We start from the raw sequence: 20,181 nt of genomic DNA on the forward strand, positions 1-20,181 counted from the left end.
TGTATTTGCATATTTTATTGATTTTTTGTCTTAGGCAAATTGAGGCTTCTGCAATTGACTGGCTTCCTTTCAAAAGTGATCGGGCATCTCCTCTGATTTGATCGGCTTCCTTTCAAAAGTGATCGGGTACTCCTCTGATTTGATCGGCTTTCCTCCTCAACCGGATATTTAAATTCCTTCACCCGCATCGTATATTGAGCGCTCTTCTTCACGCATTGTTCGCATTAAACTAATGACACCCAGTGTTCCAACAATAATACTGCCAATTAATACGATGGCATAGACATCTTTCTCTAAAAAAAGTTGTACTAAAAAATAGGAAATGGCTAAAGAAAGGATTGGCGAGACAATCCAAATACGGATTATTTTTTTCACAATATGCTTATGGAAAATTTGTTTCCCGTCTTTGGCCATCCCCATTCCGATAATCGAAGAGGATGTTACTTGTGTTAATGGTACGGGAAGCCCAAAGATAGAGCTTATACCGACTAGAAATGCACCTGTACTCGATATTAATATTCCTTCTGCCTTTTCAAAGCGCATAATTTTTTTTCCGTTTGTTTCAAGCACACGTTTTCCTAGTAGCACCGCCCCAAGCGCCACAAATGCCCCACCAAGCAATATTCCAGTTGTTACACTCATCATTCCTGCACCAACAAGAGGCCCAATTGCATTTGCTACGTTATTCATCCCTGCTGAAAATGCTTCGAAAAATCCTGCAAACACAAGGAGAATCGTTAATATTGGATGATCTTTTAACAAACCTTTAACTCGTAATTTATACAGCCACTTCCCAAAGACAAATGCAATGACAAACGCTATGATTGGCACTATTACCCAAAACGATATGATGACAAGCAATGATTTAATATATAACACTTTGTAGGCAATCCCTACACCTACAACTGCTCCTACTGTCACTTCACTTGTTGATAACGGAATGCCTAAAAGATTGGCGAGAAATAGTGAGCTTGTCGCAGAAACCAATATAATAATGACAATCTTTACTGTAATGTACTCCTGCGGCATTATGCCGGAGCTGATTGTTTTTACTACCTCTCCACCTCCAAGAACTGCCCCAGAAAAAACTCCTACTGAGCAAATGAGCAATGCTTGCCAAGCTTTTTTGATGGCACCTGCTCCGTAAGCAACTCCCATTGAGGCTGCCGCTCCACTAGCACCTATATTCATCGCAAAAAATAAACTAATCGCTATTGCTACATATTCAAGCATGGCAAAACTCCTTTACTCATGTAATCCACACTCAGTTTTACCAGACCCCTGCCATCTACCTGAACGCAAATCATCCATTGTAAATGCTGGTTTTGTACAATGCTCACAGCCAATGCTTGGATAGCCTTTATCATGTAAAGGATTGTACGCCAAATTATGCTTTGAAACATACCGCCAGATATCCTTCCATGACCAATGAATGAGTGGACAAATTTTAATGGATTTAAATTTATCGTCATGATTGATAAAGTTCATATTTTGTCGGGTTGGTGATTGTTCACGTCGTAAGCCTGAAATCCAAGCCTTTGCTCCAGCTAACGCTTCATGTAACGGCACAATTTTGCGAATTTCGCAGCATTTATTTGGATTAGACTTCCATAATTCATTACCAAATTCTATTGCCTGTTGTTCGAGTGTCAGTGCAGGTTTTTGCATAATAATGTTAAGCTGCGGATATTTTTCTTTTACTTTATCAATTGTTTCATATGTTTCCTTAAAATGAACATCTGTATCTAAAAAGATAATCGTAGCATTAGGCTTCACCTTTGAAATAAGGTCAATCAAGACAATTCCCTCAATCCCAAAGCTACATGCATAGACGATATCCTCACCATATTCAGCATAACTCCACTGTAAAACCTCCAATGCACCCTTATACGTTTCGTCTACCTGAAAATTCAATGTTGGCTCATGCCAAGTTGCATATGTTAGCATATAATCCCCCTCATAACGAAAAAGAGGCGTTCTAACGAAAGACATATATAGACATGTCTTTGTTAAAACGCCTCTAGTTTTACTAGCCAGCTTATTAGTTCATTATGTAATGATTGTTCACTAGTATTGCCTACCCCGTTCTACAATCATTTTTCTTATTACCCAATATATACTAAAGTACACCTAGTAGTCAACTAGGTTTTTGTAAAAATTCATTTCAATGAGTCCAAATTTTTTATCCCGGTCAAAAGTAATATCTTTAATTCCATGTTGACTAATAGGAAATATATGTTTAATGTATAACTAAGCTTTGAACCAAACCAATATAAAATGCTGATCAGAGGATCTGAAGGCCATCTACTTATGACGATTATAAATCGTATTGGTAGATGGCCTTTTGTTTCTCTAGACAAAAAAGGAGCGATATATTTTATGAAAAAAAGAAAACAACTTTTCCAATCGTTAGCATTGATATCTGCATTAACGCTGACATTAACAGGTTGTGGTAGTAGCTCTTCGGAAAAAGATACAGGTGCTCAGGATACCAAAAAAACTGTAGAACTATTAAATGTATCTTATGATCCAACACGTGAGCTTTACGAGGAGTTCAACAAAGATTTTATAAAAAAATGGAAGGATGAAACCGGTCAAGATGTAACGATAAAACAATCACATGGTGGCTCTGGTAAACAAGGTCGAGCTGTAATCGATGGTCTGAAGGCTGATGTTGTGACACTAGCACTAGCTTACGATATTGATGAGATTGCACAAGCTCGAGGCCTATTAAAAAAAGATTGGCAAACAAAATTTGAAAATAACTCTACACCTTATACATCGACTATTGTCTTTTTAGTACGCAAAGGCAATCCAAAGGGTATTAAAGACTGGGATGATTTAATAAAAGACGATGTATCTGTCATCACACCAAACCCTAAAACATCTGGTGGTGCACGGTGGAATTATTTAGCCGCTTGGGCCTATGCAGGGAAATTATATAACAATGATGAGGCAAAAATAAAAGAATTTATGAAAGCTCTATATAGCAATGTGGAGGTGCTGGATTCTGGTGCACGCGGCGCTACAACAACTTTTGTTGAACGTAAAATTGGTGACGTTTTAATTGCATGGGAAAATGAAGCCTATTTATCGCTTAATGAATTGGGTGATGATGAGTTTGACATCATTACACCTTCTTTAAGTATTTTAGCTGAGCCTCCTGTGGCAATTGTTGACAAAATCGTTGATAAAAAAGGTACACGCGAAGTAGCAGAGGCCTATTTAAAGCATTTATATAGTAAGCGGGGTCAAGAAATTGCTGCTAAAAATTACTATCGACCACGAGATGAAAAAATTCTAGCAAAATATCAAGAGCAATTCCCAAAACTTGAACTTGTTTCAATCGATGATTTCGGTGGCTGGGCAGAAGCACAAGCAAAACATTTTAAAGATGGTGGTACATTCGACGAAATTTATGTACCTCAATAAGGAGACCTATCTATTATGAGTAGTTTAACTGCTAATAAGAAAACACGCCGCATTATCCCTGGCTTTCACCTTTCTCTTGGCTATACCATGTTATATGTTAGCTTGCTAGTCTTATTGCCACTATCGATGATTTTTATTCATACAATGTCTCTAAGCTGGACAGAGTTTGTTAATATTGTGACCGACCCTCGTGCTGTTGCTTCCTATAAGGTAAGCTTCAGTACAGCTCTCGCTGCTGGTTTATTAAATGTTATTTTTGGCACAATCATTGCTTGGGTGCTTGTGCGCTATAGCTTTCCCTTTAAACGAATCATCGATGGGCTTGTCGATTTACCATTTGCTTTACCAACTGCTGTAGCAGGCATTGCCTTAACATCACTCTATGCACCAAATGGTTGGATTGGTCAATTTTTCAATTTTAAAATTGCCTTTACACCACTCGGCATTATCATTGCCCTTACATTTATCGGGCTACCATTTGTCGTTCGTACTGTGCAGCCTGTCTTACAAAATATTAGTGCTGAGGTTGAGGAAGCCTCTGCAAGCCTTGGAGCAACTCGTCTACAAACCTTTCGTAAAGTGATTTTTCCAGAGCTTGCTCCTGCCATTTTAACAGGTTTTTCATTAGCATTTGCACGTGCACTAGGAGAGTATGGTTCTGTTGTTTTTATCGCCGGGAATATGCCGATGAAGACTGAAATTACGCCATTAATTATTATGACAAAGCTCGAACAATATGACTACGCTGGTGCAACTGCTATTGCAGTGATCATGCTTGTCACGTCCTTCATCCTATTATTTAGCATTAATTTAATACAATGGTTGGCAAATCGTCGCTTTGTACATTAGGAGGTATTTATGGAACAGTCAACATTTATACAGCAAGTTGCTCCTGAAAAAAATAATGCAGTGACAAAGTCTGCTGCCTTACAAGAGCCTCGCTTTGTCCGATATACGCTAACTTTTATTGCGCTAGCTTTTTTAGCATTGTTCATTGTGCTTCCGCTAGTATCAATTTTTTCCACTGCCTTTCAAAAAGGAGTAGACGTATATGTAGCAGCTATCACACATCCAGATGCATTGGCGGCTATTAAGTTAACCTTAACTGTCGTCGCGATTGCAGTACCAATAAACGCAATCTTTGGAGTTATGGCTGCTTGGGCTTTAACAAAGTTCAACTTTAAAGGGAAAAATCTATTACTTACGATTGTCGATCTTCCTTTTGCAGTATCTCCTGTTATTGCAGGTTTAGTATTTATTTTGTTATTTGGCTCACAGGGACTATTTGGGGATTGGCTATTTGAACATGACATTAACATTGTTTTTGCGCTACCTGGTATTGTCCTAGCTACTGTCTTTGTCACGTTGCCCTTTGTTGCACGGGAGCTTATTCCTCTTATGCAGACACAAGGCACTTCTGAGGAGGAGGCATCCATTTCACTTGGTGCCAATGGTTTTAAAACATTTTGGCATGTGACATTGCCAAATATCAAATGGGGCTTATTGTACGGCCTTATCCTATGTAATGCTCGGGCAATCGGTGAATTTGGTGCCGTTTCTGTTGTATCAGGGCATATTAGAGGGATGACAAATACGATGCCCCTTCATATTGAAATTTTATACAATGAATACCAATTTGCAGCAGCCTTCGCCGTTGCTTCATTGATGAGCGTGATCGCCATTATTACACTTATCGTTAAAGATATTATTGCTTGGAAATCAAAATCTGCCTAAAGGAGGTATTGTCAGCATGAGCATTCAAATTAAAAATGTATCTAAAAAATTCGGTTCCTTTCAAGCTTTAGAAGATGTTTCACTTCATATTCAATCAGGGGAACTGGTTGCCCTTCTCGGCCCATCTGGTTCTGGCAAAACTTCTTTACTACGCGTTATTGCTGGGCTTGAAACGTCAGATGTTGGCGAGATTTTATTTGACGGTCAATCGATGATAGATCGTCATCCAAAGGAGCGAAATGTAGGCTTTGTATTCCAGCATTATGCGCTTTTTCGCCATATGACAGTTTTTGACAATGTCGCTTACGGTCTTAAAGTACGCCCTCGTAAAACAAGACCTTCTAAACTTGAAATTAAGGACAAAGTGATGGAACTTCTACGACTCGTCAAACTAGATAATTTTTCTGATCGTTACCCAACTCAGCTTTCAGGTGGGCAACGTCAGCGTGTTGCACTTGCTAGAGCTCTCGCCGTGGAGCCCAAGGTGCTTTTATTAGATGAACCTTTTGGAGCACTGGATGCTAAGGTACGCAAGGAATTGCGGCGCTGGCTACGAAAGCTTCACGATGATTTTCATATAACAAGCATTTTTGTTACACACGATCAGGAAGAGGCACTTGATGTTGCAGACCGAATTGTCGTGATGAACAACGGCAAGATAGAGCAAATTGGTAGCCCAGACGACGTATACACAAACCCAAAGAGCCCTTTTGTTTATGATTTTTTAGGTAATGTGAATCTCTTTAAAGGACGGTTACATAATGGTAAGCTCCTGCATGGTGAATTTGCGATTGATGTACCTGGCGTACAAGAACATACAGAGGATCATGCAGTAGGCTATGTACGTCCCCATGATATTCATATTGAGAAAACTAACGTACCTGGCACCGTCCCCGTCAAAGTAAGCCATATTCATTTGCTCGGACCTATCGTGCAGATTGAGCTACGTCGTGAAGATATAGATGAATTTTTAGAGGCAGAACTGACTAAAGAACAATTTACTAATCTGCAGCTTAAGGTTGGTGACCATGTATTTGTCAGACCAAAGCAATTAAAAGTCTTTATCCCCGAAGACTTTTCCATTTAAAAAAGCCGTGTAGCAAATTTCTGCTACACGGCTCTTAGTGTTGAAAAACAAAATGATCAAGGAAATATTGTGAAATGTTCTGCCGCTTTAAATGATGATGATTTCCGTTCTAGGCTACTAGTCACACAACTAAGCGTCCAGTCGGAACGGAAATCAACCCCTCATTTTGCCGAAGACCCAGACTTTATTTAATAAGACACAACAACATAAGCCCTGTAGCAAAGAAATTTGCTACAGGGCTACTATTTTATTTATGATGAAAATCTCGTCCGTCGTGAACAGCTGTTACATAGCCAGCACGAATAACAAAATCACCGAAATGCTCGCCATCTTGACGTTCCTTCGCATAGCGCAGAAGGATTGGACGAAGCTCCGCTAAAATCTCCTCTTCACCTATATTTTCGCGATAAATTTTATTGAGACGATTACCAGTAAAGCTCGCCCCTAAATACATATTATATTTTCCTGGACCTTTACCGATAAAGCCAATCTCAGCCATTGCTGCGCGTGAGCAACCATTCGGACAGCCTGACATGCGAATAACGATTTCTGTATCGTTTAAGCCTGCTTCATCGATGATTGTTTCTATTTTTGTAATAAGAGAAGGCAGGTAACGCTCTGCTTCTGCCATGGCTAAACCACATGTTGGTAACGATACGCAAGCAATCGAATTACGACGCAATGCAGAATAGTGTGCACCATCTGTAAGCTTGTATTGCTCAATAATAGCAGCGATTTTTTTCTTCTTTTGCGGCGTTACATTACTAATCATTAAATTTTGGTTTGGCGTTAAGCGGAAATCACCCGTATGCACCTTCGCAATTTCTCGTAATCCTGTTAGTAGCTCATAATTTTCAAAGTCCTTAATACGACCATTTTGAATAAATAATGTATAATGCCATTGGCCTTCTGCACCCTTAATCCAGCCAAACTCATCACCTGTACGATTAAAGGTAAATGGACGAGCCTCTTGAATATCCCAGCCTAGACGACGTGTTAGTTCTTCGTTAAACCATTCAAGTCCTCTAGCATCAATTGTATATTTAAAACGTGCATTTTTACGAACCGAACGATTCCCATAATCGCGCTGAATCGTAATAATTTTCTCCGCTGTTTCCAGTAGTTTATCAGGTGTGATAAAGCCAATTATACGAGCAAGCTGTGGGTATGTTTCATGATCGCCATGTGTCATGCCCATCCCTCCGCCAACTGCTATGTTAAAGCCTATTAACTTATCCTCTTCAACAATTGCAATTAACCCTATATCTTGTGAGAATACGTCCACATCATTACTTGGCGGAACAGCAATACCAATTTTAAATTTACGTGGCAAATATTGCGCACCGTATATAGGTTCAATTTCTTCATCTTGAGTGTCAACTACCTTTTCACCATCTAGCCATAGTTCATGGTAAGCTCGTGTTCTAGGCAGTAAATGCTCACTTAATTTGGCAGACCAATTATAGATTTCCTCATGTAATGCGGATTGATTGGGATTCACATTACACATGACATTACGATTGACATCTCCGCAGGCAGCTAGAGAATCTAATAACACCTCATTAATTTCCTGCATATATTTTTTGACGTTCCATTTTAAAATACCGTGCACTTGGAATGCCTGACGTGTCGTTAATTTTAAGGAGCCGTTACCATACTTTCTCGCCATTTCATCCATTACAAGCCATTGTGCTGGAGTAGCTGCTCCGCCCGGTGTACGTACACGCACCATAAATTGATAGGCAGGCTCAAGCTTTTGACGCTGGCGTTCATTACGAAGATCGCGGTCGTCTTGTAAATAACTACCATGGAACTTCATTAGACGATTATCATCCTCTGGAATACCTGAGCTTAATGGATTGTTCATCGTACGCTCTAATGTCCCGCGTAGATAATTACTGTCGGTTTTAATACGTTCTACATCACTAGGCTTCCCTGGTTGTGGAGGTAGAATAATTTTTCCTGTCATTTGTTATCGCTCCTTTATTAATAGACGTCACGTTGATAGCGTTTCTGCTGTTTTAGCTCTTGAACAAAGGCTTTCGCTTCCTCTGGCGTTTTTTGTCCCTGTTGTTCAATAACGCGAAGTATTGTTGCATCAACATCAGCAGCCATTGATTTTTCATCGCCACAGACGTAAATGATAGCTCCTTGCTCTAGCCATTCATAAAAGGCGACAGCATTTTCCTCAATTTTATGTTGAACATATATTTTTCTATCTGTATCACGTGAAAAGGCGACATGCATTTCACTGAGCGTGCCTGCAGCAAGCCAACGCTGCCAATCCGTTTGATAAAGGAAGTCAGTGACAAAATGTTGATCCCCCAAAATTAGCCACGCTTTTCCTTCGACGCCTAATTCCTCACGCTCCTCCAAAAATGCACGATACGGGGCTACACCTGTGCCAGCACCAATCATAATAATCGGTGTATCCTCATGCTCCGGTAATCTAAAGTTCGGATTTTTATGAACATATATCTTTAATGTATCTCCAATTTGAATATGTTCCGCTACACTTCCGGAGCAAACACCAAGACGTTGTCGTCCATTCGTCTCATAGCTTACTTTCCCAATTGTTAAATGTACTTCTTCACTATTTGCCTTTTGACTACTTGCAATGGAATATAGACGTGCTGGAATTTTACGTAGTAAATCTACAAATTGCTGCGCATCCCATATAAATGGTGCAAAGTCTTGCACAACGTCAAGTAAATCTCTTCCTTTTGCATAGTCCTTCCAGGAATTAGAGTCCTCAAGTAGCTTTGTAAATTGCTCATGGATCGTATAGGCACCAATTTTTTGTAACAACGGCTTTGACAGTACAGTAATTTCTAGCTTTTTTTGTAATGCATCCTTTAATGGTAGCGTTTCTTCGAAGACGGTTACATCCGTTTGTGGATCAAACTGTAGCGCAGTGATTAAAGCATCTACTAGATTTTCATCATTATCTGGTTGAATACCGATACTATCTCCTGGTTCGAAGTGGAAACTTGCACCTTCGATGGATAATTCAATATGGCGTGTTTCTTTGTTTGATCCTCGGCCGTTTAAATTAATGTTTTCAAGTACTTCTGCATAAAACGGATTTTTACGAGAATATGTAGTGTCTCCTTGTACTGTCTGATTTTGTGTAGTAGATGTAGCAGCTAAATCGGTCTGTTGCAACAACTCCTGCTGAACAGCAGAAAACCATTGTGCAGCCGTGTCATCATAATCTACATCACAATCTGTGCGAGGGACGATTAGAGTTGCCCCTAATTTTGCAAGCTGCTCATCAAAATCCTTTCCTGTTTTACAGAAAAATTCATAAGAACTATCTCCTAAGGCTAGTACAGAATAATGAAGATGCTCTAACCTAGGAGCACGCTTACTATGCAAAAAATCGTAGAACTGTATCGCTTGATCAGGCGGATCCCCTTCCCCATGCGTGCTAACAATGAGCAAAAGATTCGTTACCTTTTTTAAATTATTTGGTTTAAACGTTGCTAGCGATGAAATGGTTACGTCGACATCGTTATCTTTCAAGGCTGAGGCATATTTTTCAGCTAACCCCTGACTATTGCCTGTTTGTGAACCATATAAAATCGTCACTGTCTTGGTGCTTGGTTTTACTATCGGCGTTGCTTCTTCGACAACAGCATCAATAGTTGCTAGTGGTGCACTTAAATAGCCGTTTAACCACACCCTCTGTTCTCCTGTTAGTTTAGGAAGCAGCTCATTTAACAGCTTTACCTGCTCCTCATTAAATGGACTATTCACTACTTGCAGTTTCAATCTTGCCACCTCACGTATTCGTATCATTTTCTACTCTTGATATTTTGTCTGACAAAAACATTATTATCGAAGTCGGATTTTTTCCTTCTTTTCAATTTGGACCACATAGGAATTTTGCACAATCAATGTAATCGATCCGTGGTTCACAGTATTTAAAATTTGGCGAACATTATCTAATGCTAGATTTACATTTTCAGTTCTTTTATCTATCATTACAAAACACCTTCCTCGGTAAATTTTAACAATGGATAAATACGTTCCACTAAAACTTTCTTTACATTGTCGTCATAGCCTAAACTTTCACATAACATAACGTTCTTATTCTCATAATCTTGTAATCGCCTTGTTATGCTTTGGCGCAAAATCCCAGTAAACAACAAATACGGCACTATAAATACTGGATTGGCCCTATTCTTCTCTTGTTGTAACCACTCTTCAAACGTAGGACCCATTCCATATAAAAAACATGTGTCTACGGTTTTATAAGCATATTTATCACGTAATCTTGCCGCAATTTTGGCTAAAACACTCTTTACTTCAGGATCACTACTCCCACGACCTATAAGTAAAACACTTGCATCGTTAGTAGGGCACCTTGCTTCTAAAATTCTAGTCTGTAATGTATCAATTAATAGTTCATGGACACCAAGTGGTTCACCGTATGTAAAACGCACTTGTGGATGCTGTTTTTTTGCTTTTTCAATTTCATTCGGAATATCGTGTTTTGCATGCTGAGCGGCAAGCAATAAAATAGGCACGATCGCTATAGCTGTAGCCCCTTGGTTAATACAGCTTGCTATACCTTCAGCAATTGTCGGCGTCGCGAGTTCTAAAAAACTAATTTCTTGAATCGGTATGTCAATCTCCTGTTGTACACTCTTTAGAAAGGTTACAGCTTGCTCTACTCCTGCCTTTACTCTACTTCCATGAGCGATATATAAAATGGCTTGCATAACCCCACATCCTTACACAGAAATTTCTGCTAACTGTGGCTGTGGAATGTTTTGCTCGAACCATTGAATTGTTTCCCTCAAAGTCACAACTTTCCCTACTACAATTACGCTTGGATTTTGAATATTTTCTCGCTGCACTAGTTCTTCAATATTAGCTAAAGTACCTGTGACTGTTTTTTGTTGAGAAAATGTACCCCAATGAATGAGCGCTATTGGTGTTTCTTGATCACGGCCATACTTAAGTAGCTGCTGACGGATATAGGGAAGGTTACCGACCCCCATATAAATAGCAATCGTATCAATCCCTTTCGCCAGACTTGCCCATCGGATGGCATCATCCTTGCCCTCTCTCATATGTCCAGTAACCACTGCAAAACTTGAGCTTAAGTCACGATGTGTAACAGGAATCCCAGCATAGGCAGGAGCTGCTATCCCTGAAGTAATGCCAGGCACAATTTCAAATGGAATATTATGCTGAGCTAGCACCTCTGCTTCCTCAGCCCCCCTTCCAAACACGAAGGGGTCGCCTCCCTTTAATCTCGTCACAATCAATCCTTGCTGTGCATGGCTGACAAGTGATTGATTAATTTGCTCTTGAATCATGGCGTGCTGCTGCGGTAGCTTACCGCAAAAGATAAGCTTAGCCTCTTGTTTAGCATAGGATAGTAGATTCTTATTAATGAGTCTGTCATACAGGATGACATCAGCACATTCGATACACCGTAATCCTTTTACCGTGATAAGATCAACATCACCAGGACCAGCACCCACTATAAAAACTTTTCCCATTTGATTTCACTCCCTCTTGTCAGATAGAAAAAAAAGACTCAAATCATTCATGGACAGAGCAATGTCTGTGAATAATTTGAGCCTCTAGTTTGCTAGTCAGCTACGTATTTAATTCTTAGTAATATAATAAGAATAATATATAATGTAGTATATTCTGTCAACAGTTTATTTAGTGCCTAGAATATGATATTTATTTTATTTACTTAATTAAAGAAAAAACCAGGTGTCACTTGCTGACATCTGGTTTTTTTGAGATCTATCTTATTTGAATTAAAATCTACGAGGACCTCTAAATGGTGGACCTGGTCTGAAACCTGGTCTGAAACCCGGACCGAAAAACGGCGGTCTGAAAAACGGTGGGCCGAAAAATGGCGGCCCGAAAAATGGTGGTCCAAAAAATGGCGGCCCGAAAAATGGCGGTCGGAAAAACGGCCCACCTACTGGCATAAAGCCTCCTGGAAAACCTCCGAAGAATGTCATAAGCTTCCTCCCTTTTTTTATTCTATCTTATGTAGGAGGATGCATTTATCACATGTCTATTGCCTATTCTATTTTTCTTCTCCCAAACGTTGCACAAAATTTGCTAGTGTACGTACCATTACGCCTGTACCACCTTTTGGACCTAGGTCATGTGCAGCAATCGCATCTGATGTTCCTGCTATATCTAGGTGAATCCATGGTGTGTCACCAACGAACTCTCCAACGAAGCCTCCACCAAAGATCATATGTCCATCACGACCAGGAGAGTTATTTAAATCAGCGACATCTGATTTACGAATTCGTTTTTTATCATTTTCTGTTAAAGGCATGCGCCACACAAATTCATCAGTCTCCTGTGCAGCTTCAATGAAAGCAACAAAGAATTCATCATCATTTGAAAGGGCACCTGTTTTATCCATACCAAGTGCTGTAATTACTCCACCCGTTAACGTTGCAACATCGATCAGAGAAGTCGCTCCTTGTTGTTTAGCATATGTAGTAGCGTCTGCTAATACTAAACGTCCTTCCGCATCGGTATTTAAAACTTCTACTGTCTTACCACTATATGTCGTAATGACATCATCTGGCTTAAATGCTGTGCCAGATACCATATTATCGGTAGAACCAATAACTGCAACGACATTTTTATTAGGACGTAATTCACCGATGATTTTCATGGCACCTAGCACTACTGCTGCACCACCCATATCACCCTTCATGCCTACCATTGCATCTTTTGGCTTTAAGGAGTAGCCACCTGTATCATACGTAACCCCTTTGCCGACAAGGCCAATTGGATCGTCAAAGTCTTCAGTCGCTTTATATTTTAATGTTATTAAACGAGGTTCTTCATGGGAGCCTTGATTGACACATAAAATACCACCCATACCAAGCTCCTCTATTTGTGCTTTATCTAAAATTTCCACTTCAAAATCGTACTCGATTGCAAGGGACTCTGCGTAATTAGCTAAGTCTGTCGCTGTCAGTAAGTTTGGTGGTAAATTAATTAAACTACGTGCTTCATTTACAGCATTTGCATAAATAGCACCAACCTCAAAGCCTGCCACCACTTCATCTAAATCATTAGCAGTAGTCACAATGTGAACAGCGTCAATACGTTTCTCTACTTCATTTGATGTTGTTTTGTAATGAGGAATTGAATAATAACCAAGTCCTGTTCCTTCACCAGCTAAAAAGGCAACATCTGTTACAGTAATCGACTCTGTCGTAAACGACTCAAGCCAAATGGAATATTCTTTAACCTTTAAGGCTCTTAGTTCCTTGCCAAGCGATCCAAATGCTGCACGAACATCGCCTTCTGTTAAGTTTTTTCGCTCATCTAAACCAACAAATAATATGCGTTTAAGATTTGCGTGGCCCTTCAAGAATGGCAATTTCGTTATTTTTTTTAGCTCAGTAGATACATCCCCTGCACTAATCCACATATCAAGGGATTCTCCATAAAATGTTGAAAAGCTTGCCCAATCCTGCATTTGCTCACGATGTTTAGTGACTCCTACTACTAACACTTCAGTTGAAATCGTTTCAAATGTTTTTGCTTCTTTTACAATATGCATGTTAAATTCCTCCATTCACTATTCTATTATACCTAAGTTTCAGAAAACGCGTTATATTTGGCTTTTAGAAAATAATGAATGTTATAATAAAAACAATTATAAGTGAAGGTTGTGATGATTATGAGTTTACTTCAAAATACCCCTTTACTCGTTGCCCTTTTTGCAGTTCTCTTTGCACAGTTTGTAAAAATCCCTATTCATTTTTTTATGACAGGCAAGATTAACTGGGGATTATTTACTTCCACCGGAGGAATGCCTAGCTCCCACTCCGCTTCCGTAACAGGACTAACAACCTCTATTGCCTATGAAACAGGATTAGATTCCCCAATTTTCGCTGTAGCCGCTATGTTTTCATTTATCGTCATGTATGATGCGAGTGGAGTACGCTTCCAGGCAGGTCAGCATGCAGCCGTATTAAATCAACTACGTAAAGACTTTCAAACATTGCTACATGATTTAAAAAAATGGCCACAAATGGATGGGCAAGAAAAAATGGAAGAGCTAAAAACATTGCTAGGCCATAAACGGAGCGAGGTAGTTTTTGGGGCATTAACCGGCATTTTTATCGCCATCATCACATACCAGTTTATTTTGTGAAAACAGACACATCCTCATGTTGAGGCTGTGTTTTTTATTTATCGGAATAATTTTGAGATTTATCGGAAACTTTTCACGTTTTATCGGAATCTTTCGTGATTTTATCGGAAACTTTTCTAGATTTATCGGAAACATTCAAAAAAAAATCAGCAGGTGTATTGACACCCGCTGAAAAGTGACTTAAACCCGCATTCATCTCATCACCTATAGAGGTGGGGGACATTTGCTGAAATAAGTTAAAACATTCGATAACCACTTTTACGCAAATAAATCATGACAATTCCCGCAACAATTGAACCGGCAAAGCCACCAGATAAGATTGAAATATCTACAAACTGCAGTGCTTGCAACTTATCTAAAAGTGCTGGAAATGCGGAACCTGGCTTGAAAAAATAATCTAAAAAGCTTACATCATCGATAATAAAGATAACAACAATTGGATACACTATTGCCATTAACCATGTCATTCGCAGAAGCATATTCAATAAAAATCCAATACCAAAGAACATGACGAAAAATAACAAAATTGAAATAATTAACTGTACTAGTGAAACTGGACCATCCATGTATGTATAACCTCCGTTTTCCTCTCATTAGTTTACATGATTACTACAACGCTTTCAATGAACATATCCTTGATTTCGCTTGTTCGTCATATTTAGGGATTGTTACCATAACGTGTGGTTGATTGGCGCTTGAGGGCGTCCGTTGAGCCGCTTCGAGCAACAAATGTTTTTTGCGCGAAAGCGTAGCGCTAACGAAGTGACAGCAACGTGTTTTATCTGTGCGAAAGCGTAGTGCAGTAGCAGGATGGTTTTTGCTCGAAAGCGTAGCGCAGCAAAAAGGTTTTATCTCCGCTAAAGCGAGGCGGCAGCGGCAACAGTATGGTGTTGGTACGAAGGCGTTATCACAGGACATGATGGTTTTAGCCTTCGTTCCCCTATGTGCTGTCTCATCTGTGGCGCTAATCCCCAAGGAGTCACCCAGTCGGAACGAAAATCAACTGATTCACATGACATACCACTTTTGAGTATTATCGGAACACCTTTACGTTTTATCAACCAACTTTTGAATTTTATCTACTAACTTTCACGTTTTATCAACCAACTTTTGAATTTTATCGACATCCACCTACCAAAGAGCGAAAAAGATTCATGCATAAAACTGAGTGTGAATTCTTTTACTTTATTATGTCGTTAAGTCCACTCCCATCAACTTATAAATGGCAAACATTTTAACAAATGCCATCCGCTATTTTGATGATAAACCATAATTAAGAAATTAAAAAACTATTGAAAACTAGTATACGACTAATTTTCAATAGTTTCTCGATTTTAATTATGAAGCTGTTTGTGATAATAAATACTTTGGTGACTTCCAAAGCTCTGCCCATTTTTTAAAGGCAGCTATCACAATTATTAAGCCTAAAATTAACATAATAACAGACAATATACCATTTAACATATTGTATCCAGCAGCCGCTGTATTCCAATAAACATTTTTAATCATCCAAAGGCCTGCTGCATTTACAGTGACATATAAATAGGCTAGTGGGATAAAGCAAGTTAAGGCGTAGATTCGCTTATCTGCAACTTTTAAGACTATTGTTACACCACATACTAAACCGATTGTTGCCATCAACTGATTCGAAACGCCAAATAATACCCAAATCGAACTGATATCTCCTGAATACAATAAATAGCCCCACATAAAGCATGCAAGTGCACTTGCAAAGATTGTACCTGGAAGCCAATTTGTACGCTTCAACGGTTTGTATACATTGCCGCCAAAATCTTGAATTAAATAACGCGCTACACGTGTCCCGGCATCAATAGCCGTTAAAATAAAGACCGCTTCAAACATGATCACGAATTGATAGAAGTAAGAAGACATTTCAGCAAACCAAGGAATCCCTGTGAAAATATCAGTCATCCCAACTGCTAGCGTTACAGCTCCACCTGTACGTCCTTCTAAATCCATCCCAATACTTTCCGCTAATGCATGTAAATGTACCGGCTCCATTCCTAAAGTAGCAAAGACTGCTGGGGCTGAATTAATCGCAAAATAATCTGCAGGATGAAGAGCCGTTGCTGCGATTAAAGCCATTACCCCTACTAAAGATTCTACGAGCATAGCACCGAAACCAACGATACGAATATCTTCCCAGCGATCAATCATTTTCGGAGTTGTCCCAGAGCCTACAAACGCATGGAAGCCAGAAATAGCCCCACAGGCAATTGTAATGGAGACAAATGGCCATACTGGGCCAGCAATTACTGGACCACCACCATGAATAAACTCTGTAATTGGTGGAAATTGAATAACTGGGTTCACGAAAAAGACCCCGATAATTAACGCAATAAATACGCCAATTTTCATGAAACTACTTAAATAATCACGCGGCGCTAATAAGAGCCATACAGGTAATGCCGCTGCAAAGAAAGCATAGATAGGTAGAATAATAGCTAAAGTATTACGATCAAACGTTAAAAAATCACCAAATGCTGTTCCTTGAATCATAGGTCCAACAAATACACCGATCATTAACAAAATAAAACCAACTGTTGACGTAACAATTAAATTTCCTGTTTTACGATAAGCAATACCAACAAGCATCGCTATTGGAATCGTAATCCCTACCGCAAAAGTTCCCCATGGATTTCGCTCCAACGCGCCAAGGACAACCATCGATAGCCCGGCCATTGTAATAGTAATAATGAAAAGCATTGCAAGGCCTGTACAGAATCCTGCAACAGGTCCTAATTCCTTCTTCATTACCTCTGATAACGACTTTCCTCCGTGGCGCATAGAAGCGAATAACACTACCGCATCATGTACTGCACCACCGATAACTGCACCAATTAACAACCAAAGGAGCCCTGGTAAATATCCAAATTGTGCAGCTAAAATAGGCCCAACTAACGGTCCAGCTGCCGCAATCGCAGCAAAATGGTGCCCAAATGTTACCCATTTATTCGTCGGAACATAGTCTTTACCATCCTCCATAGCGTGTGCTGGGGTGGGCGTATCATCTTTTATCTTAAGTACCTTCTTTGTGAAAAATATGCCATACAAACGATAGCTAATCATCAGAACACAAATGGAACCTATTACTATTGTAATAGCATTCATGTTATCACTCCTTTTACGTTTTCCACATCATAGCAAATGAATTAAAAGATTATTCGTAAAATTCACCAAAATGTCAGAATTTTAAGTTGAAAGGGTGTTTTCTACTGTTGAAATGCAGTTATTTTGATAGCTGGAAAATCTTGCGCACATCCTTCATATAAAGCCTGCTGATAGGTATCGAATGTCTATTATGCAAAATCAAATTGTATTTAGAGCTACTCCAAGGCTCCAGCTCTACAATATGTTCTAAATTGACGATAAATGCCCGATGGACACGCACAAAACCTTTTAAATTGAGCTTTTTCTCCAAAACGGCTAACGACTCTGAAGCAAAATATCTCCCTTTTTCAGTGACAACAATCGTCTTACTATCTTCAGACGTACAATATAAAATTTCTTGTATATTAATAAGTAAGATTCGATCATTTATATAAACTGTTAATTTATCAAGCTTGTCCAATTGTAAATCCTTTAATTTCTCCATCGTTTTAGCCTGCGTCGCTCTTCTTTTCGCCACTAGCTTTTCAACTGCACTTTGTACACGCTCTTGCTCAAATGGTTTCAAAATATAATCAAAGGCGTTCACTTCGAATGCCTGTAATGCATACTCATCATAAGCAGTAGCAAAAATAATTTCAGGTTTAAGTATGCTTTGCTGCAGCTGTTTTGCTAATTCAAGGCCATTATTTACGCCTAGCTGAATATCTAAAAACACACAATCAATCTGCTCAAACTGCGGATCCTGCAGTATGTACTCCAGATTCTCCGATTCTCCAATAATCTGGACTAACTTTGTTTGCTCCAATAAATAGCGCAATTCAGCCCTTGCTAACGGTTCATCATCTACTATATAGACATTTAACATTTCTCTACTCCCATCTTGTGGCTTTTAACGGCAGCTGAATCATAATTTTTGTGCCAACGTCCAGCGTACTTGAAACATGAAAATCCGCCTCAGTTCCATAAATTTCATGAATACGTTGATAAATATTCCATAAAGCTGTCCCTGTCCCTTGCTCGGATTGCATGATCGTTTTGCCAAGCTGTTTAACCTGCTCTTCTCCAATCCCACAGCCATTATCCTCTGTTAACAACAATAGCTTATTATTAATTCGTTGCACCTTCACATCAATTTTGCCTTCCTTACGATTTTTAAAGGCATGATAAATGGCATTTTCAACAAGTGGCTGTAAAGTAAATGGGGGAATTTGTACGTCAAAAAGTGATTCATCCAGGTGAAATTGCACATTATAGCGGTTCGGAAACCTCGTTTGTTCAATCGACAAATACGCCTCCACATGGTCAATTTCATTTTTTAACGGAATCAGCATTTGACGAGCGCCCTGCAAATTACTCCTAAAAAATGTACTAAGCTTTATCAATAATGCTCTAGCTTCATCGGCATCCGTTCGAATCAAACTTGAAATCGTATTAAGACTATTAAAAAAGAAATGAGGATGAACCTGTGCTTGTAGCGCTTTAATTTCGGCATCCTTTAACAGCTTCCTTTGCTGCTCAATTTCAGCATATTCAAGTTGCGATGAAAATAGTCGACTGAGGCCCTCAGCAAGCTCCTTTTTCGCCCCTGTTAATGAAGAAACGTTGATAAAATATAACTTTAAAGTACCTACCGTTTTATGCTGTACTTTTAATGGTAAGACAATCGCAGCACTTAATGGACAATCTTCATGTGGACAATTGATTTCTTTTGCGGACATCGCTGTAATAATACGTCCCTCTACTAATACACGCTTCGTTAAAGCCGTCATTATTTCTTGATGAATAACATGATGGTCCTCACCTACTCCTACATGCGCTAAAATTCCATTTGTATCCGTAATCGCGACTGCATCAACCTCAATCTCTCTTTTAATAATTTCCGCAACCGTTCGGCAGGATTCTTCATTTAACCCTTTACGAAAATGTTCAATTGTTTGTTGGGCAATAGAAAAGGCTTGGTGTGTTTGTAATGCTTTTGTGCGCTCTTCTTCATCAATAAAAGTCTTGATAATAATGAAAAATATCAAAATCCCAAAGGCATTCATAAAAATCATCGGTAGCGCTATTAAAGAAACTAATTGCAAAGCTTGTTCAAACGGCTTTGCCACTATTAAAATAATAATCATTTGTAAAGTCTCTGCACAAATTCCGATAATAACAGCTTTTTTATAGGAGAAGGTTTGACGTATTTTTAATTGCTTACTTAAACTACCAGTAATGAATCCTGCTAGTATTGTCGAAACACCACAGGCAACCGCTGTAAAACCGCCAAGGGTAATACGATGAATCCCTGCAATAATCCCCACGCTAACACCAACAAGTGGTCCACCAAAAATACCTGCAATCGCTACGCCAATTAGCCTCGTATTCGCAATGGCTTCTTCTGCATTAATCGTGCTATGTATCATTTGATTTAAAGGATTGATGGACCCACTTTCGATCTTTATCCCTGTATAGCTGCTAACTATACTTAAAGCACTAAAAATAATTATAAGCCATACCTTTTCCTTAACCCCTTGATCTTGAAATAACACTCCCCGAAAGAGCCGCCATCTTGACATTAAAAAGGCAAACACAATGATTAGCCCTACTCGCTCTAACATAAACAAAAATAGCTCCATCATAG

At 39.2% G+C, this 20,181-nt stretch carries 18 protein-coding genes; 5 read left to right on the plus strand and 13 right to left on the minus strand.

Annotated elements, in window-relative coordinates:
* Positions 1-168 precede the first annotated feature (168 nt).
* Both ACIQ7T_RS06625 and ACIQ7T_RS06630 read right to left on the minus strand, forming a co-directional pair.
* Positions 169-1,233 carry a sulfate permease gene (locus ACIQ7T_RS06625; protein WP_370078035.1) on the minus strand — a complete coding sequence of 355 codons (1,065 nt, stop codon included), beginning with the start codon at positions 1,231-1,233 and terminating at the stop codon, positions 169-171.
* 12 nt (positions 1,234-1,245) lie between these two features.
* Positions 1,246-1,947 carry a phosphoadenylyl-sulfate reductase gene (locus tag ACIQ7T_RS06630; protein WP_402869265.1) on the minus strand — a complete coding sequence of 234 codons (702 nt, stop codon included), beginning with the start codon at positions 1,945-1,947 and terminating at the stop codon, positions 1,246-1,248.
* A gap of 432 nt (positions 1,948-2,379) precedes the next feature.
* Here ACIQ7T_RS06630 and ACIQ7T_RS06635 point away from each other — a divergent pair, with 432 nt between their 5' ends.
* Genes ACIQ7T_RS06635 through ACIQ7T_RS06650 form a run of 4 tightly spaced genes read left to right on the plus strand, consistent with a single transcriptional unit; the run spans position 2,380 to position 6,253 of the window.
* A complete protein-coding gene (locus ACIQ7T_RS06635; RefSeq protein ID WP_370078039.1) occupies positions 2,380-3,432 on the plus strand; it encodes a sulfate ABC transporter substrate-binding protein in 1,053 nt (350 codons plus the stop codon).
* Positions 3,433-3,447: 15 nt separating this feature from the next.
* Positions 3,448-4,281, plus strand: coding sequence for a sulfate ABC transporter permease subunit CysT (cysT, locus tag ACIQ7T_RS06640; protein WP_402869267.1), 834 nt, complete (start codon positions 3,448-3,450; stop codon positions 4,279-4,281).
* 9 nt (positions 4,282-4,290) lie between these two features.
* Positions 4,291-5,166 (plus strand): sulfate ABC transporter permease subunit CysW, encoded by an 876-nt coding sequence (gene cysW / locus ACIQ7T_RS06645; RefSeq protein WP_370078043.1) that lies wholly within the window; start codon positions 4,291-4,293, stop codon positions 5,164-5,166.
* A 16-nt stretch (positions 5,167-5,182) separates the two neighbouring features.
* Complete coding sequence (locus ACIQ7T_RS06650) at positions 5,183-6,253, plus strand: sulfate/molybdate ABC transporter ATP-binding protein (RefSeq protein ID WP_402869270.1); 1,071 nt, start codon at positions 5,183-5,185, stop codon at positions 6,251-6,253.
* Between the two features lie 247 nt (positions 6,254-6,500).
* On the opposite strand, the gene cysI is transcribed toward ACIQ7T_RS06650, so the two are convergent.
* From cysI to ACIQ7T_RS06685, 7 genes are all read right to left on the minus strand, one after another.
* The gene (gene cysI, locus ACIQ7T_RS06655) at positions 6,501-8,222 is read right to left on the minus strand and encodes an assimilatory sulfite reductase (NADPH) hemoprotein subunit (RefSeq protein WP_402869272.1); all 1,722 of its coding nucleotides are present in this window, start codon (positions 8,220-8,222) and stop codon (positions 6,501-6,503) included.
* A gap of 17 nt (positions 8,223-8,239) precedes the next feature.
* Positions 8,240-10,027: an assimilatory sulfite reductase (NADPH) flavoprotein subunit gene (locus ACIQ7T_RS06660; protein ID WP_402869274.1), complete on the minus strand. Its 1,788-nt coding sequence runs from the start codon at positions 10,025-10,027 to the stop codon at positions 8,240-8,242.
* 63 nt (positions 10,028-10,090) lie between these two features.
* Positions 10,091-10,240, minus strand: coding sequence for a YezD family protein (locus tag ACIQ7T_RS06665; RefSeq protein ID WP_370042262.1), 150 nt, complete (start codon positions 10,238-10,240; stop codon positions 10,091-10,093).
* The gene (locus ACIQ7T_RS06670; protein ID WP_402869276.1) at positions 10,240-10,980 is read right to left on the minus strand and encodes a sirohydrochlorin chelatase; all 741 of its coding nucleotides are present in this window, start codon (positions 10,978-10,980) and stop codon (positions 10,240-10,242) included. Before ACIQ7T_RS06670 ends, ACIQ7T_RS06665 begins: the two co-directional genes overlap by 1 nt.
* Positions 10,981-10,992: 12 nt before the next feature.
* The gene (gene cobA, locus ACIQ7T_RS06675) at positions 10,993-11,769 is read right to left on the minus strand and encodes a uroporphyrinogen-III C-methyltransferase (RefSeq protein ID WP_402869278.1); all 777 of its coding nucleotides are present in this window, start codon (positions 11,767-11,769) and stop codon (positions 10,993-10,995) included.
* A 270-nt stretch (positions 11,770-12,039) separates the two neighbouring features.
* Positions 12,040-12,249, minus strand: coding sequence for a hypothetical protein (locus ACIQ7T_RS06680; RefSeq protein ID WP_370078055.1), 210 nt, complete (start codon positions 12,247-12,249; stop codon positions 12,040-12,042).
* 68 nt (positions 12,250-12,317) lie between these two features.
* On the minus strand, positions 12,318-13,826 hold the full coding sequence (locus ACIQ7T_RS06685) for a leucyl aminopeptidase (RefSeq protein ID WP_402869280.1): 1,509 nt from the start codon (positions 13,824-13,826) through the stop codon (positions 12,318-12,320).
* 114 nt (positions 13,827-13,940) lie between these two features.
* On the opposite strand from ACIQ7T_RS06685, the gene ACIQ7T_RS06690 reads away from it, so the two are divergent.
* The gene (locus ACIQ7T_RS06690; RefSeq protein WP_370078059.1) at positions 13,941-14,423 is read left to right on the plus strand and encodes a divergent PAP2 family protein; all 483 of its coding nucleotides are present in this window, start codon (positions 13,941-13,943) and stop codon (positions 14,421-14,423) included.
* Between the two features lie 236 nt (positions 14,424-14,659).
* Here the strand turns inward: ACIQ7T_RS06690 and ACIQ7T_RS06695 are convergent, their stop codons facing one another.
* The 4 genes from ACIQ7T_RS06695 to ACIQ7T_RS06710 all read right to left on the minus strand — a co-directional run bounded on the left by ACIQ7T_RS06695 (position 14,660) and on the right by ACIQ7T_RS06710 (position 20,176).
* Positions 14,660-14,989 carry a YuiB family protein gene (locus ACIQ7T_RS06695; RefSeq protein WP_370078061.1) on the minus strand — a complete coding sequence of 110 codons (330 nt, stop codon included), beginning with the start codon at positions 14,987-14,989 and terminating at the stop codon, positions 14,660-14,662.
* A 772-nt stretch (positions 14,990-15,761) separates the two neighbouring features.
* Positions 15,762-17,555 (minus strand): carbon starvation CstA family protein, encoded by a 1,794-nt coding sequence (locus ACIQ7T_RS06700; protein WP_370078063.1) that lies wholly within the window; start codon positions 17,553-17,555, stop codon positions 15,762-15,764.
* A gap of 118 nt (positions 17,556-17,673) precedes the next feature.
* Positions 17,674-18,420 (minus strand): LytR/AlgR family response regulator transcription factor, encoded by a 747-nt coding sequence (locus ACIQ7T_RS06705; protein ID WP_402869283.1) that lies wholly within the window; start codon positions 18,418-18,420, stop codon positions 17,674-17,676.
* Positions 18,421-18,424: 4 nt separating this feature from the next.
* Entirely contained in the window at positions 18,425-20,176 is a 1,752-nt protein-coding gene (locus tag ACIQ7T_RS06710) for a LytS/YhcK type 5TM receptor domain-containing protein (protein ID WP_370078272.1), read from the minus strand.
* Positions 20,177-20,181 lie beyond the last annotated feature (5 nt).

Origin of the sequence: Lysinibacillus sp. NPDC096212, assembly GCF_044763105.1 — a bacterium.
Classification (GTDB): Bacteria; Bacillota; Bacilli; order Bacillales_A; family Planococcaceae; genus Lysinibacillus.